Origin of the sequence: Pseudomonas sp. 008 (assembly GCF_016861935.1) — a bacterium.
In the GTDB taxonomy this organism is placed as follows: Bacteria; Pseudomonadota; Gammaproteobacteria; order Pseudomonadales; family Pseudomonadaceae; genus Aquipseudomonas.
Window position 1 is genome coordinate 69,251 of sequence record NZ_BOMA01000014.1, and the last position, 25,708, is coordinate 94,958.

17 protein-coding genes are annotated in these 25,708 nt (G+C 58.7%); 7 read left to right on the plus strand and 10 right to left on the minus strand.

The annotated features are described in order from the left end of the window. Positions 1–132: 132 nt before the first annotated feature. Together JUI81_RS24760 and JUI81_RS24765 are read right to left on the minus strand one after the other, a co-directional pair. Entirely contained in the window at positions 133–366 is a 234-nt protein-coding gene (locus tag JUI81_RS24760) for a hypothetical protein (protein ID WP_028939897.1), read from the minus strand. Between the two features lie 293 nt (positions 367–659). Next, entirely contained in the window at positions 660–2,243 is a 1,584-nt protein-coding gene (locus JUI81_RS24765) for a peptide chain release factor 3 (protein ID WP_018929512.1), read from the minus strand. A gap of 486 nt (positions 2,244–2,729) precedes the next feature. Between JUI81_RS24765 and JUI81_RS24770 the strand changes: the two genes are divergently transcribed. The 5 genes from JUI81_RS24770 (at position 2,730) to JUI81_RS24790 (ending at position 7,867) form a co-directional block, all read left to right on the plus strand. Continuing rightward, positions 2,730–3,446, plus strand: a complete 717-nt coding sequence (locus JUI81_RS24770; RefSeq protein ID WP_086946000.1) for an ABC transporter permease — start codon at positions 2,730–2,732, stop codon at positions 3,444–3,446. Between the two features lie 18 nt (positions 3,447–3,464). Further along, a complete protein-coding gene (locus JUI81_RS24775) occupies positions 3,465–4,382 on the plus strand; it encodes a glycine betaine ABC transporter substrate-binding protein (protein WP_204125239.1) in 918 nt (305 codons plus the stop codon). A gap of 18 nt (positions 4,383–4,400) precedes the next feature. Further along, positions 4,401–5,054 (plus strand): ABC transporter permease, encoded by a 654-nt coding sequence (locus JUI81_RS24780; protein WP_018929509.1) that lies wholly within the window; start codon positions 4,401–4,403, stop codon positions 5,052–5,054. Further along, the gene (locus JUI81_RS24785; protein WP_204125240.1) at positions 5,051–6,208 is read left to right on the plus strand and encodes a betaine/proline/choline family ABC transporter ATP-binding protein; all 1,158 of its coding nucleotides are present in this window, start codon (positions 5,051–5,053) and stop codon (positions 6,206–6,208) included. Before JUI81_RS24780 ends, JUI81_RS24785 begins: the two co-directional genes overlap by 4 nt. Positions 6,209–6,703: 495 nt before the next feature. Then, complete coding sequence (locus JUI81_RS24790) at positions 6,704–7,867, plus strand: type III PLP-dependent enzyme (RefSeq protein WP_019582431.1); 1,164 nt, start codon at positions 6,704–6,706, stop codon at positions 7,865–7,867. A 67-nt stretch (positions 7,868–7,934) separates the two neighbouring features. Here JUI81_RS24790 and JUI81_RS24795 read toward each other — a convergent pair whose 3' ends face one another. From JUI81_RS24795 to JUI81_RS24810, 4 genes are all read right to left on the minus strand, one after another. Continuing rightward, the gene (locus tag JUI81_RS24795) at positions 7,935–8,834 is read right to left on the minus strand and encodes a hypothetical protein (RefSeq protein ID WP_019582432.1); all 900 of its coding nucleotides are present in this window, start codon (positions 8,832–8,834) and stop codon (positions 7,935–7,937) included. A gap of 115 nt (positions 8,835–8,949) precedes the next feature. Then, entirely contained in the window at positions 8,950–11,229 is a 2,280-nt protein-coding gene (locus JUI81_RS24800) for an alpha-xenorhabdolysin family binary toxin subunit A (protein ID WP_204125241.1), read from the minus strand. A gap of 280 nt (positions 11,230–11,509) precedes the next feature. Beyond that, complete coding sequence (locus JUI81_RS24805; protein ID WP_028939902.1) at positions 11,510–12,259, minus strand: tetratricopeptide repeat protein; 750 nt, start codon at positions 12,257–12,259, stop codon at positions 11,510–11,512. Beyond that, positions 12,256–12,936, minus strand: a complete 681-nt coding sequence (locus JUI81_RS24810) for a Fe2+-dependent dioxygenase (RefSeq protein ID WP_204125242.1) — start codon at positions 12,934–12,936, stop codon at positions 12,256–12,258. Before JUI81_RS24810 ends, JUI81_RS24805 begins: the two co-directional genes overlap by 4 nt. Before the next feature lie 206 nt (positions 12,937–13,142). Here JUI81_RS24810 and JUI81_RS24815 point away from each other — a divergent pair, with 206 nt between their 5' ends. After that, positions 13,143–15,401, plus strand: a complete 2,259-nt coding sequence (locus JUI81_RS24815; protein WP_204125243.1) for a TonB-dependent siderophore receptor — start codon at positions 13,143–13,145, stop codon at positions 15,399–15,401. Positions 15,402–15,550: 149 nt separating this feature from the next. Further along, positions 15,551–18,079, plus strand: a complete 2,529-nt coding sequence (locus JUI81_RS24820) for a sulfite reductase flavoprotein subunit alpha (protein ID WP_019582437.1) — start codon at positions 15,551–15,553, stop codon at positions 18,077–18,079. 184 nt (positions 18,080–18,263) lie between these two features. Here the strand turns inward: JUI81_RS24820 and JUI81_RS24825 are convergent, their stop codons facing one another. The 4 genes from JUI81_RS24825 to ptsP form a co-directional block, all read right to left on the minus strand. After that, positions 18,264–19,805 carry an alkaline phosphatase gene (locus tag JUI81_RS24825; RefSeq protein WP_019582438.1) on the minus strand — a complete coding sequence of 514 codons (1,542 nt, stop codon included), beginning with the start codon at positions 19,803–19,805 and terminating at the stop codon, positions 18,264–18,266. A 175-nt stretch (positions 19,806–19,980) separates the two neighbouring features. Continuing rightward, the gene (locus tag JUI81_RS24830; protein WP_019582439.1) at positions 19,981–21,720 is read right to left on the minus strand and encodes a PTS fructose-like transporter subunit IIB; all 1,740 of its coding nucleotides are present in this window, start codon (positions 21,718–21,720) and stop codon (positions 19,981–19,983) included. Positions 21,721–21,731: 11 nt separating this feature from the next. Next, entirely contained in the window at positions 21,732–22,673 is a 942-nt protein-coding gene (gene pfkB / locus JUI81_RS24835) for a 1-phosphofructokinase (protein ID WP_019582440.1), read from the minus strand. Next, positions 22,673–25,540, minus strand: a complete 2,868-nt coding sequence (gene ptsP / locus JUI81_RS24840; RefSeq protein ID WP_204125244.1) for a phosphoenolpyruvate--protein phosphotransferase — start codon at positions 25,538–25,540, stop codon at positions 22,673–22,675. The genes pfkB and ptsP overlap by 1 nt, the downstream gene beginning before the upstream one ends. Between the last annotated feature and the right edge of the window lie 168 nt (positions 25,541–25,708).

The following is a 25,708-nucleotide window of genomic DNA, read 5'->3' on the forward strand; positions in this document are numbered from 1 at the left end:
AGGAATTTCTGGCAACGAAGGATTTTGCCAGTGCTGATGGGCCATAAGCCCTTTCATTTGAGTACGTGGTCGTCCCCCTCCTTCGATTGAACCTTAGGCGCGGAAGAAGGGAGACTCTTTACTCTTTACGCCTTACGTCTGACTGTCGCCATCATCCGGATTATCAGTGTCTGGGTCGTCGGTGGTAGAGTCGTCATCCTCCGAGCTACCCGACTCCGATGCGGCGAGCATCAGCTCGCTGTGCACACCTTGCCCGCTCCAGGCCTGCTCATCATGGTTCGTGCACTCCGCCCACGCCGCTGACGTGCCGAGGGATAGCATCACCAAAACCTTCAGCAGCAACACTATGCGTTGAATAATGCTCATAGCCGATTCCATCCTTTCTTGGGTGAAGCATGGGTGCCGGAATGGCGCAGAGAGAAATTTAGCGCGATTCTCCAGACAGGACGCTAACGAAGGTCGGGAAATGCCGTGAGAAGGGAGATTGGTTTCGAATAATGCCTATAACCAGATCAACTAAGTGATGCGGGCTCGCCGAGCCCGGAAGGAAGATCCCTGTTGCGCCCGGACAACCGAGTCGCTTCGGTGCAGCACACAGCCCGGCCAATAAAAAGCCCCGAGACTCGCGCATCGGGGCTTTGGGGTTTGTAACTCAGCGCTTAGTGATGCTCACGCGTCGCACGGAATTTCACGTCCGGCCAACGCTCTTCCATCAGCGCCAGGTTGACCCGGGTCGGGGCCAGGTAGGTCAGGTGACCGCCGCCGTCGAGGGCGAGGTTTTCCACGGCCTTGTTGGTGAATTCCTCAAGCTTCTTCTTGTCGCCGGACTCGATCCAGCGCGCGGAATACACGGTGATCGGCTCGTAGGAGCACTCGACCTTGTATTCCTCTTTCAAGCGGCTGGCGACCACATCGAACTGCAGCACACCGACGGCGCCGAGAATGATGTCGTTGCTGCGCTCGGGGAAGAACACCTGGGTGGCGCCTTCTTCGGCCAGTTGCTGCAAGCCCTGACGCAGTTGCTTGGATTTCAGTGGATCGCGCAGGCGTACGCGACGGAACAGTTCCGGGGCGAAGTGCGGGATGCCGGTGAAACCCAGGGCTTCGCCTTCGGTGAAGGTGTCGCCGATCTGGATGGTGCCGTGGTTGTGCAGGCCGATGATGTCGCCGGCGAACGCTTCTTCCAGTTGCTCACGCTCGGACGAGAAGAAGGTCAGCGCGTCGCCGATCCGCACGTCCTTGCCGGTGCGCACATGGCGCATCTTCATGCCTTTTTCGTACTTGCCGGAGCAAATGCGCATGAAGGCGATGCGGTCGCGGTGTTTGGGGTCCATGTTCGCCTGGATCTTGAACACGAAACCACTGAACTTCTCTTCCACCGGCTCGACGGTGCGCTCGTTGGCGACACGGGCCAGTGGTTGCGGTGCCCAGTCGACCACAGCGTCGAGCACGTGATCGACACCGAAGTTGCCCAGCGCGGTACCGAAGAACACCGGGGTCAGTTGGCCGTCGAGGAATTCCTGTTGATTGAATTCGTGGCAGGCGCCCTGCACCAGTTCCAGCTGCTCGATGAAACGCTCGTACTCGTCACCCAAATGCGCGCGCGCTTCATCGGAATCGAGCTTCTCGATGATTTTGGTTTCGGTGCGCTCATGACCGTGGCCGGCGGTGTAGACGATGATGTAGTCGTCGGCGAGGTGATAAACACCCTTGAAGTCGCGGTAGCAACCGATCGGCCAGGTGATCGGCGCAGCCTTGATCTTCAGGACCGCTTCGATTTCGTCGAGCAGTTCGATCGGGTCGCGGATGTCACGGTCAAGTTTGTTGATGAAGCTGACGATCGGCGTGTCACGCAGACGGCAGACGTCCATCAGGGCGATGGTCCGTGGTTCTACACCCTTACCGCCGTCGAGGACCATCAATGCCGAGTCCACCGCAGTCAGGGTGCGGTAAGTATCTTCGGAGAAGTCTTCGTGGCCCGGGGTGTCGAGCAGGTTGATCATGTGGTCGCGATACGGGAACTGCATGACCGACGTGGTAATGGAAATACCCCGTTGTTTTTCCATTTCCATCCAGTCGGAGGTGGCATGGCGGTCGGACTTGCGAGATTTCACCGTGCCGGCAACCGCAATCGCCTTGCCCATCAGCAAGAGCTTCTCGGTGATGGTGGTCTTACCGGCATCGGGGTGGGAAATAATGGCGAAAGTGCGGCGTTTCGCGACTTCGGCGGCCTGTTTGGTCATGGGAAATCGCCTGGCGGTGATTCAAAAAAGGGCGGCGAGTATAGCTTAAAAAGTGATCTACGGACCACCGTTCACCCGTGTGGCAGCTGCCGAACCTGCGAGGCTGCGTCCGGCGGCAAAGCCGTCGTAAAACCAGCCTCTGCGGTCCATCAGACTGCCCCTGTGCGTCGACTCGACGACGGCTGCGCCGCCGGACGCAGCCTCGCAGGCTCGGCAGCTGCTACAGGGGCAAACCGAGATGCGGGGTGGCTAAATGCTGCTGATTATGGAACCTTTTAAAAGCTGGAGACGTCCACTCCCCTGTTACGACCCATCGTCAGGGGCTGAAAAATCAGCAAGTTAGCCTGACGAGGCTGCGCTTATGGCTCGATTTCATGCGGTTTTATCAGCATGTAGAGCTGCTTCTCGCGAACGTTGTTTTCCCGGCAGCCAGGAATGGCATGCCACACGGGACTGCGTTCGCCGACTGAAAAAAGGAGTCCGCCTGTGGCTATCCGCTATGGCAAAGGGCTGACAGGAGGTGCGGTTGTCGTCGCCCTTCTGGCCCTGCTGGTCCACTGGATTGGCATCAACACCATCGAACAGTACCGCGACGATTTGCTGTTTTACCTGCAAGCTCATCTGATTCTTGTCCTCGCTTCCATGCTGGCCGCCCTCGTTGTGGGCATCCCCGCTGGCATCGTTTTAAGCCGCCCGCCCCTGGTGGGACGCGCCGAACGCTTCATGCAGATCTTCAACATCGGCAACACCGTGCCGCCGCTCGCCGTACTGGCCATCGCCCTGGGCATCCTCGGCATCGGCAGCGGCCCGGCGATCTTCGCTCTGTTCCTGGCTTCGCTGTTGCCGATCGTGCGCAACACCTATGAAGGGCTGAAAAACGTCCAGGGTTCGCTCAAGGAAGCCGCCGTCGGCATCGGCATGACCCCGACTCAGGTGCTGTGTCGGGTCGAATTGCCGAATGCCGTGCCAATCATCATCGGTGGCGTGCGCGTGGCGCTGGCGATCAACGTCGGGACCGCGCCGCTGGCGTTCCTGATCGGCGCCAACAGTCTGGGCAGCCTGATTTTCCCCGGTATCGCCCTGAACAATCAGCCGCAACTGCTGCTCGGCGCGGCCTGCACCGCCCTGCTGGCCCTGCTGCTCGACGGTCTGGTGACACTCGCCAGCCGCCTCTGGCTCGAACGCGGCCTGCGCCCGTCTTAAGCCTGCAAAGGAATTCTCATGAAAGCTCTTTTTACAAAAGGCAGTAGCTTTTTACTAGGCTGCGTTCTGCTGTTCGCAGGAATCGCCCAAGCCACTGAAAAACCACTGATCCGCATCGGCGCCCGGGTGTTCACCGAACAAACCCTGCTCGCGGAAATCACCTCCCAATACCTGCGCACCAAGGGTTACGACACCCAGGTGACCGGCGGCCTGGGCAGCAATCTGGCCCGCAGTGCTCACGAAAGCGGCCAACTGGACATGCTCTGGGAATACACCGGCGTCTCGCTGGTGGCTTACAACCACGTCACTGAAAAACTCGACAGCGCGCAGTCCTACGCCCGGGTGAAAGAACTCGACGGAAAAAAAGGCCTGGTCTGGCTGACTCCGTCGAAATTCAGCAACACCTACGCCTTGGCCCTGCCGGAAAAAACCGCGAAGGCTTACCCGCAGATCAACACCATCAGCCAGTTGAACGAGGTGTTGCAAGCCGAGGCGAAGACTAATCACCTCGTCGCGCTGGACACCGAATTCGCCAATCGTTCCGACGGTTTGGGCGGCATGGTTGATCTCTACGGCATGAACCTGACCCGCAACAACATTCGCCAGATGGATGCCGGACTGGTCTACACCGCCCTGCGCAACGGCCAGGTGTTCGCCGGCCTGGTCTACACCACCGACGGTCGCTTGAACGCCTTCAAACTCAAGTTGCTCGAAGACGACAAGCATTACTTCCCCGACTACACCGCCGCGCCAGTGGTACGCCAGGCCTACCTCGATGCCCACCCGAAACTCGCCGAAGAGCTCAAGCCACTGGCCGAACTGTTCGACGACGCCACCATGCGCCAGCTCAACGCACGGGTCGATGTCGATCACGAAAGCCCTTCATCCGTTGCCGCCGATTTCCTGCGCCAGCATCCACTGCTGTCTGTTCAATAAGGCAGAGGAGAAAAAGACATGGAATTTCTCAACGCCTTTTCCCATCTCGATTGGCCGCTAGTGCTGCACCTGACCTGGCAGCACATCACTCTGGTTGGCATCGCGGTAACGCTGGCGATTCTGGTCGGCGTGCCGCTGGGCATCCTGATGACCCGCTTCCCGACATTGGCCGGCCCGTTGCAAGCCAGCGCCACGGTTTTGCTGACCGTGCCGTCGATTGCGCTGTTCGGCCTGCTGCTGCCGTTTTATTCCAGGTTCGGCCAGGGCCTGGGCCCGATGCCGGCAATCACCGCCGTGTTTCTCTATTCGCTGCTGCCGATCATGCGTAACACCTACCTGGCGCTGACCGGCGTGGAACCCGGCATTCGCGAAGCTGCCCGCGGTATCGGCATGACCTTCGGCCAGCGCCTGCGCATGGTCGAACTGCCCATTGCCGTGCCGGTGATCCTCGCCGGTGTACGCACCGCCGTAGTGATGAACATCGGCGTGATGACCATCGCCGCCACCATCGGCGCCGGTGGCCTCGGTGTACTCATCCTCGCTTCCATCAGCCGCAGCGACATGTCGATGCTGATCGTCGGCGCGGTGCTGGTCAGCCTCCTGGCCATCTTCGCCGACCTGCTTCTGCAATGGCTGCAACGCACGCTGACCCCAAAAGGACTCTTGAAATGATCGAACTTCAAAACCTCAGCAAGACCTTCCAAAGCAACGGCAAAGATGTGAAAGCCGTGGACTCGGTAAGCCTGACCGTCAATGAAGGCGAGATCTGTGTGTTCCTCGGGCCATCGGGCTGCGGCAAGAGCACCACGCTGAAAATGATCAACCGGTTGATCAAACCGACTTCGGGCAAGATCCTGATCAACGGCGAAGACACCACCGACCTCGACGAAGTGACCCTGCGCCGCAACATCGGTTATGTGATCCAGCAAATCGGCCTGTTTCCGAACATGACCATCGAGGAAAACATCACCATCGTTCCGCGCCTGCTCGGCTGGGACAAACAGAAATGCCACGACCGCGCCCGCGAGTTGATGAGCATGATCAAGCTTGAGCCCAAGCAATACCTGACTCGCTACCCCCGTGAATTGTCCGGCGGCCAACAACAGCGGATCGGTGTGATTCGTGCGTTGGCGGCGGATGCGCCGCTGTTGTTGATGGACGAACCGTTCGGCGCGGTCGACCCGATCAACCGCGAGATGATCCAGAACGAGTTCTTCGAAATGCAACGGGCGCTGAACAAGACCGTGATCATGGTCAGCCATGACATCGACGAAGCCATCAAGCTCGGTGACAAGATCGCGATCTTCCGCGCCGGCAAGCTGTTGCAGATCGACCACCCGGACACCCTGCTCGCGCATCCGGCGGACGATTTTGTCAGCAACTTCGTCGGCCAGGACAGCACGCTCAAACGCTTGCTGCTGGTGAAGGCTGAAGATGCGGCGGACAACGCGCCATCGGTGAGCCCGGAAACCCCGGTGGCCGAGGCGCTGGATTTGATGGACGAACTGGACCGCCGCTACGTGGTGGTGACCTGCGCCGAGAACAAGGCCTTGGGCTATGTGCGTCGGCGCGACCTGCATCGCCAGACCGGCACCTGCGCGCAATACCGGCGCGAGTTCAACGCCACCGCGGCGTATGACGAACATTTGCGCATCCTGCTGTCGCGTATGTACGAGTTCAACCGCTCGTGGCTGCCGGTAATGGATGCGGAGCGGGTGTTTCTGGGGGAAGTGACTCAGGAATCGATTGCGGAATATTTGAGCTCCGGCAAGTCCCGTGGGGGCAAGACCAGCATTGTTTCACCGGCCGAGACTGCTGTCGCCTGATCTGACCCTGTGGCGAGGGGGCTTGCCCCCGTTGGGCCGCGAAGCGGCCCTGAAACCAGAGAACATAATTGTTCTGATATACCGAGTACTTTGGTTCTACGACTGCTACGCAGCCGAACGGGGGCAAGCCCCCTCGCCACAAAGGCAATGCAAATCCCTCCAAAACTCCTCATTCGGGGAACATCACACTGTCACGCAGGTCGGTTACATCAGTAGCTGTCAGGGACCGCACGACGGAAGCGTGCAAAAACGCGACATTTTTTGTTGATCTCAAGCCCCTCACGCCCTAAAGTTCGCGCCGAACGTCCATGCTGGAAACGATCCATCCGGCTCAAGTACTGACGACGAGACAGCAAGGCCAAGGGAAGCACCGCCTCCCATGGCCTTTTTGCTTTCGGCGACATGCCTTGGGAAGTAGGCGAACCAAAGTGGGGATACGGAGGGCGTTCATTTGCACCCATTGATAATTTCAGTTTGCCAGTAGGAGTTCCCAGCATGTCGATCAACGTCGAAGACTATTTCGCGCGCGAAACCTTCCAGAAAATGAAGGCCTTCGCCGACAAACAAGAAACCCCGTTCGTGGTGATCGACACCGCGATGATCGCCCAGGCTTATGACGACCTGCGTGCCGGTTTCGAATTTGCCAAGGTCTACTACGCGGTCAAGGCCAACCCGGCCGTGGAAATCATCGACCTGCTCAAAGAGAAAGGCTCGAGCTTCGACATCGCCTCGATCTATGAGCTGGACAAAGTGCTGAGCCGTGGCGTCAGCGCCGACCAGATCAGCTACGGCAACACCATCAAGAAATCCAAAGACATTCGTTACTTCTACGAAAAAGGCGTTCGCCTGTACGCCACCGACTCCGAAGCCGACCTGCGCAACATCGCCAAGGCCGCTCCGGGCTCGAAAGTCTACGTGCGTATCCTGACTGAAGGCTCGACCACTGCCGACTGGCCTTTGTCGCGCAAGTTCGGCTGCCAGACCGACATGGCCATGGACCTGCTGATCCTCGCTCGTGACCTGGGCCTGGTGCCATACGGCATCTCGTTCCACGTCGGTTCGCAGCAGCGCGACATCAGCGTCTGGGACGCGGCAATCGCCAAGGTCAAAGTGATCTTCGAACGTCTGAAAGAAGAAGACGGCATCCACCTGAAGCTGATCAACATGGGTGGCGGCTTCCCGGCCAACTACATCACCCGTACCAACAGCCTGGAAACCTACGCTGAAGAAATCATCCGTTTCCTGAAGGAAGACTTCGGCGACGACCTGCCGGAAATCATCCTGGAGCCGGGCCGTTCGCTGATTGCCAACGCCGGCATTCTGGTCAGCGAAGTGGTACTGGTGGCGCGTAAATCCCGTACCGCTGTAGAGCGTTGGGTGTACACGGATGTGGGCAAGTTCTCCGGCCTGATCGAAACCATGGACGAAGCCATCAAGTTCCCGATCTGGACCGAGAAGAAAGGCGAGATGGAAGAAGTGGTCATCGCCGGCCCGACCTGCGACAGCGCCGACATCATGTACGAAAACTACAAGTACGGTTTGCCGCTGAACCTGGCGATCGGTGATCGTTTGTACTGGCTGTCGACCGGCGCGTACACCACCAGCTACAGCGCCGTTGAGTTCAATGGCTTCCCGCCGCTGAAGTCGTTTTACGTTTAAAGGCCTTTGCTGGATTTAACCTGCCAGCGTGACAACTAAAAAGCCCATGACGAGTCATGGGCTTTTTTTATTGGTTGAGCTTGCGCGACATCTTCATTAGCTGTCCAGACATCTCCTTGACCTCCACAAGCGACCTGTCAGTCATTGTCAGCCCCGTCCCTGAACGAGAAAGGGACCGCGCAGGGTGGTTAGCCTGTAACTCGGATCGCGCGTCGGCGAGAAAATATTGAAGTCGATAGCAAAAGTCAGTGAGATTATCCACGGCACTGTTAGCTCTGATACGCATGTTCTTCAATCGAGTAACGTGGTCGCGCGCTTGCTCTAGCCGCGCCTGTTCAGAATGTCCAAGTTCAGGATCGTATTGCATGCCTGGCAGCCCTAACTTTCGAATCGTGTAATACGCCTCGATTTTCGGTATCGGAGCGTCACAACTGCACAAGGCCAACGTCAAGGACTCGATAAACCGAACAAAAATGCTGTGCAATGTTTCACCAATTGCTGTGACCGCACTCCTAAACCTCATGATTGCGCTTTCACATTGATTCAGCCGATTCCAGAGTTCACGCATCAGGTCAATCACGTCCTTGGGAGGTGCATTCCCCCACCCCGAGGAACGGGTCAGACTGAACCCTTTGATATCGAGTGAGTTGATCTTGAGTCGACGATCCACGAAGGTTTTGCTCAAGCTGTGAAACTCCTCAATAAACGTCCGAGTATCGAGTACCGCCTTCCCACTCACCTCACCCATCGTCGGTATCGCGATTCTAATGCCCTGCCAGGCATTCGTATTCCCCTTGGCTGTTTGTATCAACATCCTGGAATTGGGCGGTGTCAATATCGCATGCTGCCGACTGTAAGATTCGGTAAAGCCTTGAATTTCCCTTAGCACTGGCGGGAGATTGTCTAAAAAATCTATGTACTCTTTGAGAGCGGTAAAGTTCCTCTCTTCCAACAGATAATCGCGCACCGAAAAAAAATCCTTAATACATTAAATAAAGATGCCAGCAAGCCGCGGCTTGCCAACATCACACAGCCGAACTTCAATCAACGATAGCTTGGCGCTATCATTGTGGCCGGTTGATTCAAGGATTAGGTTCGCAAAGCGGAGCAAGAAATAGCGTGAAGGCTTTAACCTCGTCTAAAAACTGCAACACGCGCTCATCAGCAGGAATAGAGTTGTTATCGACCGCCGCATTGAACTTATCAAACGCCACCACCGCCTTCTCATATTCAGCACAGTACAGCTTGTTCTGATCATCAATTAAATTGACAGTTTCGATGAATTCAACATTCTTTTTCGACGCTTCAATAAGCGTAACTTCAATAGCAATCTTGCCGAGTATCTCCGCAATTTTCGCGCTTAGCTTCTTGCTCTCCGCCAGCATAAAAGAAAAGCTGATGCCTTTAGCAATATCACCGATAGACTTTTGTAACTGCTCGACGGCAAACATGACCAATTGAATTTCCGAAGGCGCCATGCCCAGAGCTTTCAGTTTATCGATCGTCAGATTGATATTTTTACTCAGATCATCCAGTCCGTTTTTTTCGATTGCGCTAATAGCGTCAGAGACGACTTTCAGGTCAGCACGTCGCTTGGCCAGTTCCGCCTGCAGATCTGTCTGGCGCTGCTCGGCAGTTTGAATGTCCTTATTTAGACCAGAAACAAAATCGAGCATCACGCGCCTATCAAAAACAATCGAGATATTACGGAGACTGTCTTTGCTCTTATTGGCGTTTTTCTTGACTGACTCAGACGCCTCTTTCATCGTTCCGTCAATCTCTTCCATGATGGAATTAATCGTCTCTTGATCCACCCCGTCACTGACTTCGCCTTCTAACTCGGATTTTAGCTCGCTCAGCGTCTTACGGGCTTTCTCAAGTTCATTCTTACTATTGAACGCCGATGATTGTAACGTACGCGCACTGATAAACACGTTATCGACCAAACTCGCGAAACTTTTGTGCACATTAGGAAGGTACTGCCAAACAATAAACAAGGCATCAGCAATCGCACGATCGTCACGCATTTGGCTCTTGGTCTGCGACAACAACTTAAGATCGATGAGCGGATAACGCTCAAACACACCTGCAAAACTCTCAACCCTTCGAGCCATAACTTTCACTCCATATTTCGCCTGATACTCCTTGTCCGCTTGATCGAATACATCAATCAGCTGGCCCGCCACACTCTCCACTTCTTTCCAGGAATCGGCTACCTGTCCAAACTTCGTCATAAATCTCGCAAGTCGTAAGGCATCTTTTATTCCAGACATGGTTTCTTCGGAATCATTGACGTACGAATCGATGACGTTCCACACATACCTCAGATTATTTGTTGCTACTTCGGCATCAATAGCAACCAGCTTGGTATTCTGTAAATCCTTCTCGACCTCTTTCAACGAAGCCAGCGTTCTGTCCTTGCTATTGAGACTGAAAAGGTCAGCATCTTGTGCTTCATTTTCCGCACGTCTTGTAGCCCTTATGTTCTCAGCTTCCACACCGTGATAGATGGCCATACCCAGACCAAAAATGTTCAAGCCGGCCGCAGCCTCCAGGGATTTGACCACCAACGCCTTATATTGGGAGTCCAACTCGTCGATGCGCAGTGCTCGTTCGGTAATTTTTTTATTAAGCGCTTCAACCTCACCGGTGTACTGATTGTTTCCGATCAACACCAGTTTCCGCTTGACTTCAGGAATCACTACACTTTCAAGCTGATCGCCAAAGGTATCCAAATCAGCCTTAATATCATTGGCTGTCTTCTTATAAGCGTCAATCCTGTCACGAATGTCTTTCAGGTACTCACCCAGCTCCGAGACAGTACCCGGGTCCAATTCAATACCAGGAAAGACACCCTTCCAACCAAGTTTCAACTTATTCAAATCCTCCAGCGTTTTAACATTGTTCTCCTTAATCAATTTTACGGCGGCCTCATTATTGCACTCGGCCTCCATGCCGCTGCGCCAGCTCTGCATATTGGAGCCAAACTTTTTCAGGTCTTCGCCTGTTAGCATGATTCGATGCCGCAGTGGTGTCCATGAACTGGCATGCCTGCGTATATTCTGGAACGTCAACAGAAAATCCTGTGCCTTCAGCCCACGCCCCCCATCATCGTTAGGCCCATAATTCAGATAATCGATAACAGCATCCAGGGTTTCCGGAAACGCCAACCCGATGGCTACGTATTCTTTAAGGCTGATAATTTGCTCTTTGGTTAATATCAAACCGGTACTGCGAGTCATATTATCCACTCCCCCTTTCGAGGCAAGTGCGAACGCTTTCGGTAACGCTACAGCCAACTCGGAAACTTTTTCATAGTCGGCTTTTTTTAACGCTTCATCTCGTAACTTCTCATAACTCATGAATTCATTCCTTTGATCACTAGCTACGCACTCACTTACACGTGACATGCACCTGACATCAGGCCTTCCAATGGCCTGAAAAAAGACTAATTCAACTACCGAACGACTGTCAAAATATTCACATCAGCAAACCAATTAAAAACAATACCAATCAGAGTTTACAAATCCAGCACAACCCAATAACAGCTTATTAGAAAAAACGACAAAAGCCTCACACGCCGAAGCGCCGTGAGGGTTGAACCAAACTCGGAAAACACTGCCTTGATTTAAAGACTCTGGATCAACAGCCGTCGCTCAAACTCTCGGACTTGTCCAGATAAGCTGCAGCCAGTTCAGTTAATCCGAACTGTCGCAACGTTTGTGCTGCGCCTCGTAGAAAGCTCGGATTACCCGCCAATATCGCCTTATATAACCAGACCAAGGCTTGGTCGATTTGCCCCCTTTCGACCAAACAAGTGCCATAGCTGAATTGTCCACGGAAGTCGCCACCTTCTGCGGAACGACGATACCAATCGAAAGCATCGACAAGGCTGGCCTCACAAAACTGCCCTTCTTCCAAATAACGGCCGAGTAAATTCATAGACTTCGCGTGCCCCAGTTCGGCCGCCTGCCGATACAGCCTCAGCGCTTGCAACTGATCTTCCATCACCCCACGCCCCGTCGCCAGCAGGTTGGCGTAGTTGTACATCGCCCAATCCAGCCCGGCTTCGGCTGCGATCCAATAATATCGCGCGGCTATCGAGGCATCGGCAACACAGCCCCAACCATGCTCATGACAACGACCGAGCATATTGCGCGCCATCAAGTGCCCGCGCTGAGCCGCAATCTCGAACCAGCGCCGCGCCAGCGGCTGATCCCGCTCGATACCCCGCCCGTCCAGCAAAATCTGTCCCAGCAAGGCCTGGGCATCCAGCACACCTTCACGGGCGGCGATCAGAATCGCCTGGGCTGCGCGCGCCGGGCTTTCCTCCAGCATGGCCTTGAGGCGATCACCGTCGAGGACTTCCTCGCGGCGCAATTGATAACTCATACCTCGACCCAGCGACGCAACAGGTTGTGGTAAGTACCGGTCAGGCGGATCAATGAAGGATGGTCGGGCAAGTCCTGGGTCAGCAGCTGAATTGCCCCGTCCATCTCGAACAGCAAAGCGCGCTGGCTGTCTTCACGCACCAGGCTTTGCGTCCAGAAAAACGATGCGTAGCGGGTTCCACGCGTGACGGCGTTGACCTTGTGCAGGCTGGTGCCGGGATACAGGACCATATCGCCGGCCGGCAATTTCACGCGCTGAGTGCCGAAGGTGTCCTGGATTTCCAGTTCGCCACCGTCGTAATCCTCCGGCTCACTGAAGAACAGCGTCGCCGACAGGTCGGTGCGCACCCGCTCGATGCTGCCCTTGGGCTGACGCACGGCGTTGTCGATGTGGAAGTCGAAACTGCCACCGGCCGTGTAACAGTTCAGTAACGGAGGGAAGACCTTGTGCGGTAATGCCGCTGACATGAACTGCGGATTTTTCCACAACCGTTCGAGCATCGCCGCACCGACTTCCTTGGTCAACGGATGTCCTTCAGGCAGTTGCAGATTGTGCTTGGCCTTCGCCGACTGATAACCGGCGGTAATTTTGCCATCGGCCCAATCCGCCTGCGCCAGGGCCTCGCGAATGCGCTGCACTTCTTCTTTCGCGAACACGCCGGGAATGTGCAACAACATGGAAAGACACCTGAAAGCAAAGGGGCGTTAATAGTATTGATTCTTATTACACATGTAAAATCCAAGAGACGTATGAACCCGCAAAAACCGTAAAGGCAAATTGTAAAGAATGTAAATTTGCCGCGAATAGCAATACTTCGCAATTGATACAGATACGTATTTACTCTACATTCCGCGACCTCAAATCCTTGGGGAGGGGAATTCACATGTCACGCCAACAACCACAATCAACGGTCAGTTCACCGCGTTTGCTCGCGTCTGCAATTGGCGTGGCGATCACCGCCGGTTCTGCGGGCCACATGGTTTTCGCGGCCGAGAAGACCGACGAAAAAGCACCCGGCAATGCGATATCCCTGGACGCCACCAGCGTTGTAGGCGAGCAGGATGACACCTCCTACAAGACCGATACCTCGGCCTCCAAGAAGTACACCGCGCCACTGCGCGAGACGCCGAAAAGCGTCACCGTGATCCCGCAACAAGTGATACGCGACACCGGCGCCACTAGCCTGGTCGATGCCCTGCGCACCACCCCGGGCATCACCTTTGGTGCTGGTGAGGGCGGTAATCCGGCGGGCGATCGTCCGATCATTCGCGGCTTCAACGCCGAAAGCGATGTGTTCATCGACGGCATGCGCGACGTGGCGTCCCAGAGCCGCGAGATCTTCAACGTTGAGTCGATCGAGGTCAGTAAAGGCCCGGGGTCAGCCTTCACCGGCGCCGGTTCCACCGGTGGCAGCCTGAACCTGGTGAGCAAGACAGCCAAGCTGGGCAATGCCTACAACGGCGGCTTCACCTGGGGCTCGGACCAGACCAAGCGCACCACCCTCGACCTGAACCAGCAAATGACCGACACCTCGGCGTTCCGGCTGAACCTGATGAAGCACGAAGCCAACGTCGCCGGGCGTGATGCCGTGGACGTCAGTCGCTGGGGCGTGGCACCGTCCTTCGCCTTCGGCCTGGGCACCGACACCCGCTTGACCGTCGGCTACTACCACGTCGAAACCGACGACATGCCCGACTACGGTATCCCGCTGACCTTGAGCCCCAACCGCAGCAAGTACAACGTCGACAAGCCGGCCAACGTCAACCGCGACAACTTCTACGGCCTCACCGGTCGCGACTATCGCCAGACCAGCAACGACAGCGGCACGATCAAGCTCGAACACGATCTGAACGATAGCCTGACCGTGTCGAACAGCTTTCGCATGTCCCGTTCGACCCTGGACTACATCGTCACCAACCCTGACGACAGCAAGGGCAACGTGGCCAACGGCAGTGTCTACCGTGGCGCGAAGAGCCGTAACTCGACGTCCAGCGGCTGGATCAACCAGACCGACCTGAGTGCCAAATTCAACACCGGCGCCATCGAGCACAGCCTGGTAACCGGTCTGGAGTTTTCCTATCAGGACACCCACAACCGCCCGTACCTCCTGACCTCCAGCGCCAGCGGCACCCGGTGCAACCGTGCCCTGTTCAACTCCGGCGACTGCACCAGCCTGTATAACCCGACGCCTGGGGATAACTGGAACGGCACGATCACCGACAGCAAAGCCTTCACCGACACCGACACCAAGACCGCCGCGGCCTACGTGTTCGACACCCTGAAGTTCAACGAGCAATGGTCCCTGAACCTGGGCCTGCGTTATGACAACTACCAGGTCGAATCCAGCGGCTTCGCCAACGCCAGCAGCACGGCACCAGCGGGCAGTTTCTCCCGTCAGAACACCAGCGACCTGGTGAACTACCAGATCGGCGTGGTCTACAACCCGCTGCCAAACGGCAGCATCTATGCCGCCTACTCGACGTCCAGCAACCCGGCCGGCGAAACCAGCGGCAACGGTGGCCTGGAACTGGCGGCGAACAACAGCAGTCTGGACCCGGAAAAGAACCGCAACTACGAGATCGGCACCAAGTGGGACTTCTTCGGTGACGACCTGTCGCTGACCGCCGCGCTGTTCCGCACCGAGAAAACCAACGCGCGTATCAACGATCCGGACGGCGGCACCACCCAAGTGCTGGACGGCGAACAGCAGGTCAATGGCCTGGAGCTGACCTACACCGGCAAGCTGACCCGTAACTGGCGAGTCTTCGGCGGCTACACCTACATGGACAGCGAAGTGGTCAAAACCACCCTCGCCGCCGATGAAGGCAACCACATGCCAAGCACCCCACGAAACAACTTCACGTTCTGGTCGACCTACGACCTGGTGCCGGACAAGTTGACCGTCGGTGCCGGCGCGACCTTCGTCGATTCCCAGTTCGGCAACGTCGCCAACTCGGTGGAGATTCCGTCCTACTGGCGTTACGACGCGATGGCCAGCTACCGCCTGACCAAGAACGTCGACCTGCAACTCAACGTACAAAACCTGGCCGACAAGCGTTACTTCGACCAGGTATTCCAGACGCACTACGCCCACGTGGCGCCGGGCCGCACTGCTCTGCTGAGTGCCAACTTCCACTTCTGATAACAGAAGCGTGAAGACCAAAGCGCTCAGGTAAAAGCCCCGTTCATCAAAGTGAACGGGGCTTTTGCGTGTAAAAAAGAATGCTTCTCGACAACTCACGGCATAATGCGCGCCGTGATGATGACTTTTGAACGAACAAGGCGAGCGACGTGTTGAAGAAATCCCTGTTCCAGTTGCACTGGTTTTTCGGCATCAGCGCCGGACTGGTCCTGGCCCTGATGGGCATTACCGGGGCGGCAGTCTCGTTTCAGGATGAAATCCTGCGAACGCTGAACCCCTCTGTGCTGCACGTCGAGAAGCAGATCGCCGGCGTGCTGCCACCGGCCGAACTGGTGGAGAAAATCGAAAGCGCTTCGGGCAAGATCGTCTCGATGCTCTGGGTCGAGACCGACAGCGGCAATGCTGCGCGGGTGATCTTCACAGCGCCGCCCGGCGAACGTCGCGGGCAGATGCGTTATTTCGACCCGTACACCGCCGAGTTCATGGGCGACGTCACCGGCCAGGACTTCTTCGGTCTGATGCTGCAACTGCACCGCTTCCTCGCCATGGGTGATACCGGCCGGCAGATCACCGGCGCCTGCACGCTGATTCTGGTGTTCTTCTGTCTGTCCGGCCTGTACCTGCGCTGGCCGCGCCAGTGGAAAAGCTGGCGCGCCTGGCTGACGCTGGACTGGAAGAAGAAGGGTCGCAGCTTCAACTGGGACCTGCACTCGGTGGCCGGTACCTGGTGCCTGGTGTTCTACCTTTTGGCGGCACTGACCGGGTTGTCCTGGTCGTACGAGTGGTACAACAAAGGGCTGACCAGGCTGCTGTCCGACTCGCCGCAAAACGAGCGGGTTCGCAGTGGTCGCGGCCCTGCGCCAAGCGGCCCGGCCCCCACCGCCGATTACGCCGCGATGTGGAGCAGCATCTACAGCGCCGCCGGTCCTGGTCTTTCGTCCTATAACGTTCGAATGCCGCCCGTGGCCGGGCAACCGGCAACCGTGTTCTACCTGCTGAAGGATTCACCCCACGACCAGGCACGGAACCAGATCACCCTCGATCCGGTGACCGGCGCCGTCAGCCGTCATGACCGTTACAGCGACAAGAGCCTCAAGGCGCAGTTGCTGACCAGTATTTATGCACTGCACGTCGGCAGTTATTTCGGGTTGCTCGGGCGGATCATCCTGACCATCGCCGCGCTGAGCATGCCGCTGTTTTTCGTCACAGGCTGGTTGCTATACCTGGACCGTCGACGCAAGAAACGTCAGATCAAGGATGCCCGTAAAGGCCTTGAGCAACCGGGTAGCGACGCACCAGCATGGCTGATCGGCTTCGCCAGCCAGAGCGGGTTTGCCGAGCAGCTCGCCTGGCAAACTGCCGGGCAATTGCAGGCCGCCGGATTACCGGTGAAGGTTCAACCGTTGGCCGATGTCAGCGAACAGGACCTGCGAGATTCCAGCAACGCACTGTTTGTGGTCAGCACCTTCGGCGACGGCGAAGCGCCGGACAGCGCCCGCGGTTTCGAACGCAAAGTACTGGGGCGTGCACCGAGCCTCGAAAGCCTGAACTATGCCGTGCTCGGCCTCGGTGACCGCCAGTATCAACACTTCTGCGGCTTCGCCCGTCGCTTGCACACCTGGCTGGGCGAGCACGGCGGCAAGACCTTGTTCGCCCCGGTTGAAGTCGACGGTGGCGACCCTTACGCCCTGCGTCACTGGCAACAGCAACTCGGCCTGCTGACGGGTCAGGCGCCGGTCGACACCTGGCAAGCGCCCAGCTACGACAACTGGACCCTGACCCGTCGTGAGCTGATGAACCCGGACAGCAGCGGTGCTCCCGTGTACTTGCTCGGCCTCACCGCTCCCAGCACCAGCAGTTGGCTGGCCGGTGATCTGGTGGAAGTGCTGCCGCGCAATGGTGCGTGGGCGATCGAGCATTTCCTCGATGGCCTGGGAATTGACGGTCGGGCCGCGGTTGAACTCGATGGCCTGGCGCAGTCTCTGGAACAAGCCCTGGCCAGCCGCCAACTGCCCGAGAACCGCGCTCATCTGGTCGGCCTGCACGCGCAAGCGCTGGTGAATGCGTTGGTGCCACTGGCCCTGCGTGAATACTCCATCGCCTCGATCGCCGCCGACGGCGTGCTGGAATTGATCGTGCGTCAGGAACTGCACCCAAACGGCAGCCTGGGCATCGGTTCCGGCTGGTTGACCGAACACGTCCCTGTGGGTGGCCACATCAGCCTGCGGGTGCGGCGCAACAGTGGTTTCCATCTGCCGAACGAGGCGGTACCGATGATCTTGCTGGGCAACGGCACCGGGTTGGCCGGGTTGCGCAGCTTGCTCAAGGCACGGATTGCCGACGGACAGCAGCGTCACTGGTTGCTGTTTGGCGAGCGTAATCGCGAGCACGATTTTCTGTGCCGTGCTGAGTTGGAAGAGTGGTTGATCAATGGTGATCTGGCACGTCTGGACCTGGCGTTTTCCCGAGATCAGGCCGAGAAAATCTATGTGCAGGATCGCCTGCGCGAGTCTGCCGGCGAGCTGAAGAAATGGTTGGCCGATGGCGCCGTGATTTACATCTGCGGCAGTTTGCAGGGGATGGCTTCTGGAGTGGACCAAGTGCTCAATGAAGTCCTCGGCGCGGATGAAGTCGAGCGCCTGATCGAACAAGGCCGCTACCGCCGCGACGTTTACTGACACCGTTGATCCCTGCGGGACCTGTGGCGAGGGGGCTTGCCCCCGTTGGGCTGCGAAGCGGCCCCAAAATCTCTGATGTATCAACGATCTTGTGAGTGCTACGCACTCAAACGGGACGGTGCGGCGTTCCGACAAGCCCCCTCGCCACAGGTCGCATCGACAGGATTTCGTATCGATCAGGCCCTCAAACCGGCTGCAACTTACGCTCGAACACCCCCACCCCATCCAGATCCCGCAGCACGACACTCAACTCACCCGACTGCCCATCGATATTCACCTCGCCAAAAAACTGAAACCCGGCAAACGGCGAGGTGTTCTGCGCCGCTGGAGCCTTCTGGAACACCACCTCAGGGCCGAAGGTTTTATCCAGCGCATTCGGCCCGAAGCTGCCCGCATTCAGCGGCCCCGCGACAAATTCCCAGAACGGTTCGAAGTCCTGGAACGCCGCGCGATCAGGATGGTAATGGTGCGCCGCACAGTAATGCACATCCGCCGTCAGCCAAACGAAATTGCGCACCTGCTGCGCCCGCAGAAAACCCAGTAATTCAGCGATCTCCAGCTCACGGCCTTGAGCCGGGCCCGGATCACCGTTGGCCACCGCTTCCCAACGCGCCACACCGGGGCTGACTTCGCCGTCCGGGACGCCGAGGCCGATGGGCATGTCGGCGGCGATGACTTTCCATTGAGCCTGGGAGCCTTTCAATTCACGTTTGAGCCAATCCAATTGCTCTCGACCGAGGAACGGTTTGGCGGCACCAAGGTTGTCGTCATTGGCACCTCGGTAGCTGCGCATGTCGAGCACGAACACATCGAGCATCGGCCCATAACTCAGCTTGCGATAAATCCGCCCGCCACCGTCGGCGCTCTGCAAACGCATCGGCGCATATTCCAGCCAGGCCTGCCGTGCGCGGCCCACCAGGCTGTGGATATCTTTGCTCTTGTAGCGATCATCCAGTTGCTTGCCCGGCGACCAGTTGTTCACCACTTCGTGGTCGTCCCACTGCCAGATCTGCGGCACTTCGGCGTTGAAGCGACGGACGTTTTCGTCCATCAGGTTGTAGCGGTAATTGCCGCGATACTCGTCGAGGGTTTCGGCGACTTTGCTCTTGGCTTCGCTGGTGATGTTGCGCCACACCCGGCCGCTTTCGGTGGTCAGTTGCGCCGGCACCGGGCCGTCGGCGTAGATGGTGTCACCGCTGTGGATAAAAAAGTCCGGCAGGCGCAAACGCATGGCTTCGTAGATGCGCATGCCGCCGATGTCCGGGTTGATGCCGAAGCCTTGGCCAACCGTGTCGCCACTCCAGACGAAACGAATATTCCGCCGAGCGCTGGGCACACTGCGCAGATGGCCGAACCACGGTTCGCTGGCGACACCGCTCTGGGCGTCTTCGAACGTCACGCGGTAGAAAATTGCCTGATCGGCAGGCAGGCCGGTGAGTTCGACCCGAGCGGTGAAATCGGTACCGGCATCGGCCAATGGCGAGACGAATCGACGAGGGTTGCTGAACAGGCTGCGCGTGTCCCATTCCACCACCATCCGCGCCGCGCGATCGCTACGACTCCAGATCATCGCCCGGTCGCCCAACAGGTCGCCGGACTGCACACCATCGGTGAGTTGCGGCCGATCCTTGACCGATGCAATCACCGCCGGCGCCAGACCGGGCAGCAACAGCCCGGCTCCGACAGCTTGTATGACACGACGGCGGCCGAGGTCGAATTCGCTCATGGTGCTCTCCCTGAAAAAGGAAAACTAAAGCATGGCCGCATGAATCAGGTATGACACAGAAAAGATCGTCCGAACGCGGCCCGAGCCTCCAGCAGCTCCAGGCTCGATGTACGCCGCCATATCGCGGTCGAACACTGTTCTGAGCGGAGCTGCCAAAGGCTGCGATCTTTGGCTGTTAAGCGTTAGCCGGCTCCAGCGCCAGTTCCACTGTTTCCGGTCGCTTGAGCACCGAATACACCACCGCCGTCAGCAGACTCCCTGCCACAATCGCCAGCAGATACAACAGCGCATGGTTGATCGCATTCGGAATCAGCATCACGAACAATCCACCGTGCGGCGCCATGAGTTTGCAGCCGAAGTACATCGACAACGCGCCGGTCAGCGCGCCGCCGGCGATGCTCGCCGGAATCACCCGCAGCGGGTCTTTGGCCGCGAACGGAATCGCCCCTTCGGAGATAAAGCACAGCCCCAGCACCAGCGCCGCTTTACCGGCCTCGCGTTCCGTCTGGGCGAACTTGCGCCGGGCAATCAACGTGGCGATGCCCAGGCCAATCGGCGGCACCATGCCGGCGGCCATGGTCGCGGCCATCGGTGCATAACTCTGCGATGCCAGCAACCCCACCGAAAACGCGTAAGCCGCCTTGTTGATTGGCCCACCGAGGTCGACGCACATCATCCCGCCCAGCAGCACACCGAGCAGTATCGCGTTGGTGGTGCCCATGCTGTCGAGGAAGTGGGTGAGCCCCGCGAGCATCCCGGCCACCGGTTTGCCAACCACGTAGATCATCACCAGACCGGTGAACAGGCTCGCCAGCAACGGAATGATCAGGATCGGTTTCAGCGCCTCGAGACTTTGCGGCAAGCGCGCATAACGGTTGATCGCCTGGGCCGCATAGCCAGCGATGAAACCGGCGATGATACCGCCGATGAAACCGGCACCGAGCGTGCTCGCCAGCAAACCACCGATCATCCCCGGCGCCAGGCCCGGACGGTCAGCGATCGAGTAGGCGATGTAACCCGCCAGCAGCGGCACCATCAGTTTGAACGCGCTCTCGCCGCCGATCTGCATCAGCGCCGCTGCGAGCGTGCCTTGCTCCTTGAACGCGGTGATGCCGAACACGAAGGACAAGGCAATCATCAGACCGCCCGCCACCACCATCGGCAACATGTACGAGACACCGGTCAGCAGGTGTTTGTAGATACCGGTCTTCTCTTGCTTGGCCGGGCCTTTGGCGCCGGTCGCAGCGCTTTCCTGCTTGCCTTCGGCCAGGGCTTTGTTCAGCGTCGCTTCGGCCTGTTTCAGGGCGATGCCTGTGCCGCAGCGGTAGATTTTCTTGCCGGCGAAACGCTCGGTGGCAACTTCGATGTCTGCCGCCAGCAGCACCACATCAGCATCGGCAATCGCCTCTGCACTAAGCGGATTGCGTGCGCCGACCGAGCCCTGGGTTTCCACTTGCAGGTCGTAACCCAGACGCTTGGCCGCTTGCTGCAAGGCTTCGGCGGCCATGAAGGTGTGGGCGACACCGGTCGGGCACGCGGTGACGGCCACCAGGCGTGGCGCCTGTTTAGCAACCGCGGCAGGTTCAGCGGTGGCTGCGGGCGCTACGTAAACCTCGGCTTCCTCTACCCCACGGCGCAGCACCGCTTCGACATCTTGCAGGGCCTGGGCCGGGGTGCTCTGGAACACACGTTTACCGACAAAGCGCGACATATCCACCGGCGCGCTGGTGACCAGCAACACCCACTCGGCAGCCTCGATGATCGCCGCCGACAATTGACGTTCCGGATGGGCTGCATCCACGACTTCGACACTGGTGCTCCAGCCCTGACGCTGGGCCGCTGCATCGAGCAGACGAGCGCACAGCACACTGGTGACCATGCCGTTCGGGCAGGCCGTAACAATGGCTAATTTCATTGCAAACCCTCTTATTGTTCTGTCAGGGGGCGCACGCGCACGCCCTGTTCGAGCTGCGCCAGTTGCGCGGCGTCGCCGATGCCAAAACCGATCTGAGTCACGGCCATGGCGGCAATCGCGGTGGCGGTACGCAAGGTCTGTTCAGGCGTATCGGCACTGAGCAAGCCGTGCAACATGCCCGCCAGCAACGAATCCCCCGCACCGACGGTGCTGACCACGCTGACCTTGGGCGGTGTGGCATGCATCGCCGAGCCGACACTGAACCAGTTCACCCCGTCGGCACCGTGGGAAATCACCACGTGCTCGATGCCATGAGCATGCAAACGGCTCGCGGCCTCGGCTTGGGCGCCCACGGAAACCACTTCGCAATCCAGTGCTTCAGCCAGCTCTTCGGTGTTGGGCTTGATCAGCCACGGGCCAGCCGACAGGCCGACGCGCAAGGCTTCACCGCTGGTGTCGAGCGCAACGTTCAAGCCGCGTTTTTTCAAGCGCTGGATCAACTCTCGCAACCATTGGGCACTCACGCCACGGGGCAAACTACCGGCCACCACGACGGCGTCATGCCCTGGTGCAATCTGGTCGAGCCGATCGAGCAAAGCCTGCTGCGCCGCTTCACTGACCCGCGGCCCCGGGCCGTTGATGTCGGTGATGCGCCCATCGTTTTCCGCCAGCTTGATATTGCTGCGGGTCTCACCGGGGACGCGGATAAACGCGTCGGTGAAGCCGCGTTTGGCGAACAGGGTTTCGAACGCCTGAAGGTTGTCTTCCCCGAGAAATCCGCTGACGGTCAGCTGATGCCCGAGGTCGGCCAGCACCTGCGCCACGTTCACCCCTTTGCCGGCGGCGTGGGTGTGCATTTCGTCGCTGCGATTGACCTGACCGGGCACAAGCATCGGCAATTGAACGGTAAGGTCCAGCGCCGGGTTGAGGGTCAGGGTTAAGATCTTGGCCATTACAGCGCCTCCACTAATGCGCGGACTTCGTTCGCGCTGCCCACGGCCAGGGCCTGTTGGGCAAGGGTTTGAGTCTGGGTCAGGCTGAGTTCGCGAATGCGCGCCTTGACCTCGGCAATGCTGCGGCCCGACACGCTCAACTCATCCACACCCAGGCCCACCAGCACCGGCACCGCCAGCGGATCGGCCGCCAGTTCACCGCACACGCCGACCCACTTGCCATGAGCATGAGCCGCACGCACGGTGATGTCGATCAGTTGCAGCACCGCCGGGTGCAAGCCGTCAGCCTGGGCCGACAAAGTCGGGTGACCACGGTCGATGGCCAGGGTGTACTGGGTCAGGTCGTTGGTGCCGACGCTGAAGAAGTCCACTTCCTTGGCCAATACCGGCGCCAGCAAGGCGGCCGACGGCACTTCGATCATGATCCCCAGTTGCAGATCGGCGACCGGGATTTCCAGACGCAGACGTTCGGTCATGTCCCGAGCCTGGCGCCACTCATCGACGCTGCCGACCATCGGGAACATGATCCGCAAGGGACGGTTATCCGCCGCACGCAGCAAGGCGCGCAATTGCGCTTCCATGACCTGCGGACGTTGCAGGGTCAGGCGAATGCCACGCACACCGAGGAACGGGTTCTCTTCTTTGGCGATCGGCCAGTACGGCAGCGGTTTGTCGCCACCGACGTCGAGGGTGCGCACCACCAGCGGTCGCCCGGCCAGGCCATCGAGTACACGACGGTATTCGACTTCCTGGGTAGCCTCGTCCGGTGCTTGTGAATGAGCCATGAAAATCAGTTCGGTGCGCAACAGGCCAATGCCTTCGGCGCCCTGCTCCACCGCGCTGGTGACACCTGCGCTTTCACCGATATTGGCGAACACTTCCACAGGGTGGCCGTCGGTGGTCAGCGCCGGTTGATGGCGTTGTTCGGCGGCGGCTTTGAGGCGCAGTTCGCGGGTGTCGCGCTCTTCGGTGGCGCGCTGCAAGGTCGCGGCATCGGCGTCCACGTGCAGGCGGCCGCGTTGGCCATCGATCAACAGTGGCGTGCCCGGTTTCAGCAGCAACACGGCGGCGCCGGCGCCCACCAGTGCCGGAATACCCAGGGCCCGGGCGACAATCGCACTGTGGGCCGTGGCACCACCGCGAGCGGTGAGAATGCCGGCGACGCGCGTCGGATCAAGACGCGCCACATCCGACGGGCCGACTTCGTCCATCACCAGAATGTACGGTTGCGCAGGCTCCGCAGGCGTCTCGACGCCACACAAATGCGCCAGCACCCGACGGCCAATGTCGCGCAAGTCGGCGGCACGCTCGGCGAGCAACGCGTCCTGCAGCGCTTCCTGTTGTTTGGCAGCGGCTTCGATCACCGTCATCCACGCCGCTTCGGCGCTTTCACCTTGCTTGAGGCGGGTTTCGACTTCGTCGGTCAATTCCGGGTCGTCGAGCATTTCCTGATGGGTGATGAAAATCTCGCGAATCGCTTTGGCCTTGCTGCGCTCGATCAGGCCTTCGATGTCACGACGCACATCGGCCAGCGCTTGCTTGAGACGCTCGCGCTCGATGGCCGCGGACTCACCGCGCAGCGGGTAATCGATGACTTGCAGCACTTGAATATGCGCCGGACCGATGGCGATCCCCGGTGCCGCGGCAATCGCCTGAATCAGGCTGCCGGACGCTGGCGCGAGCAGTGTTTCGGCGACCTCCACCTCCACGAGCACTTCGCGCTGCTGGCTCACCACGGGCAGCGGCTCGACTTCTTCACCGAGGCCTTCTTCGATGGCCGCCAGCAAGGCCGGCAAGGCGTCGGCGGCGATGACCGGTTCGGCGATGAGCTCCAGCACCTGACCGCGACGGGCGCCAAGGCTGAGCAGTTTGCTCAAACTCTTCACCGACACCGCGCTGTCGTGACCATCGACGATGCGTATACGGATCTCGCCTTCAAAACTTTTCGCCAGTTGCGCGAGGATCTTCGCCGGGCGCGCATGCAAACCGTGGGCGTTGGCCAGGGCAATGCGTGCGCTCGGCCAGTCCGCCGGCACTTCACCGCCAAGGACTTCCAGCACCGCGCGGCTGCTGGTGGCACGGCCCAATTCATGGCCGCGACCTTCAATCAGCAACGCGCAAAGACGTTCGAGCAGCGCCTGATGGGCTTCACCGAGGCTGGCCAGGCAGAACAGCCCGCTCAGTGGCTGACCGAGGTAGCGGATGGGTTTGTCCGGGGTAATGAACGCCAGGCCGGGACGCTTCACTGTTTGTTCGCTGTGCAGCCACCACAAGCCATCGCCCAGCGGCAACGCTTCGACCTGCTGCAAGACGCCGGCAAAACCGTTGCTCACGCAATCGGCCTGACGCAGCAAACGGGCACCGCGCCAAACCAGCTCTTCGAAGTCATCGGCGGACACGCCGAGGCCGATCATCTGTGCGTCCAGTGCCAGCTCTTGTGGCGCGCCTTGCAGCAATTTCAGCAAGGCTTCGGCGGAACTGGCGCGGCGCAGGGCCTGGCCCAGGTCGGTTTCACCGAGGGCACGGGTCAGCAGTTGCAGCAGGCGCAGGTGTTCATCGGATTTGGCGGCGATACCGATGGCCAGATAAACGATCTGGCCATTGCCCCAGTCCACGCCGTCAGGAAACTGCATCAGCCGCACGCCAGTGGCGAATACCTGATCGCGGGTTTCGGGAGTGCCATGGGGGATGGCAATACCTTGGCCGAGAAAGGTCGAGCCCTGGGCTTCCCGGGCCTGCAAGCCTGCGAGGTAACCGTCGGCCACCAGGCCATCGGTCACGAGTCGGTCAGCGAGCAATTGCAAGGCGGTGGCTTTATCCACAGCCGACTGGCCCATGGATATCTGCTCTATGGTGAGCTCGAGCATGCTTTCTCCTTTTTGGCGCCGTGTGACGCCAGGTATTGTTTTGATTGATTCAGCTTAGGCGTTTTGAGAACACCTTTTCAGACGCAGTTTTGGCGGTTTCGCGGCAGAACCGGCCAAAGCGACCTATAACGTAGAAAATACGCCTGCTGAAACGTTTAATCTAGAATC

Bases quoted from the DNA above. Each gene is read 5' to 3' on its own strand.
- JUI81_RS24760 (WP_028939897.1), bottom strand. From the start codon at position 366: ATGAGCATTATTCAACGCATAGTGTTGCTGCTGAAGGTTTTGGTGATG.
- JUI81_RS24765 (WP_018929512.1), bottom strand. From the start codon at position 2,243: ATGACCAAACAGGCCGCCGAAGTCGCGAAACGCCGCACTTTCGCCATT.
- JUI81_RS24775 (WP_204125239.1), top strand. From the start codon at position 3,465: ATGAAAGCTCTTTTTACAAAAGGCAGTAGCTTTTTACTAGGCTGCGTT.
- JUI81_RS24780 (WP_018929509.1), top strand. From the start codon at position 4,401: ATGGAATTTCTCAACGCCTTTTCCCATCTCGATTGGCCGCTAGTGCTG.
- JUI81_RS24785 (WP_204125240.1), top strand. From the start codon at position 5,051: ATGATCGAACTTCAAAACCTCAGCAAGACCTTCCAAAGCAACGGCAAA.
- JUI81_RS24790 (WP_019582431.1), top strand. From the start codon at position 6,704: ATGTCGATCAACGTCGAAGACTATTTCGCGCGCGAAACCTTCCAGAAA.
- JUI81_RS24800 (WP_204125241.1), bottom strand. From the start codon at position 11,229: ATGAGTTATGAGAAGTTACGAGATGAAGCGTTAAAAAAAGCCGACTAT.
- JUI81_RS24805 (WP_028939902.1), bottom strand. From the start codon at position 12,259: ATGAGTTATCAATTGCGCCGCGAGGAAGTCCTCGACGGTGATCGCCTC.
- JUI81_RS24810 (WP_204125242.1), bottom strand. From the start codon at position 12,936: ATGTTGTTGCACATTCCCGGCGTGTTCGCGAAAGAAGAAGTGCAGCGC.
- JUI81_RS24815 (WP_204125243.1), top strand. From the start codon at position 13,143: ATGTCACGCCAACAACCACAATCAACGGTCAGTTCACCGCGTTTGCTC.
- JUI81_RS24825 (WP_019582438.1), bottom strand. From the start codon at position 19,805: ATGAGCGAATTCGACCTCGGCCGCCGTCGTGTCATACAAGCTGTCGGA.
- JUI81_RS24830 (WP_019582439.1), bottom strand. From the start codon at position 21,720: ATGAAATTAGCCATTGTTACGGCCTGCCCGAACGGCATGGTCACCAGT.
- pfkB (WP_019582440.1), bottom strand. From the start codon at position 22,673: ATGGCCAAGATCTTAACCCTGACCCTCAACCCGGCGCTGGACCTTACC.
- ptsP (WP_204125244.1), bottom strand. From the start codon at position 25,540: ATGCTCGAGCTCACCATAGAGCAGATATCCATGGGCCAGTCGGCTGTG.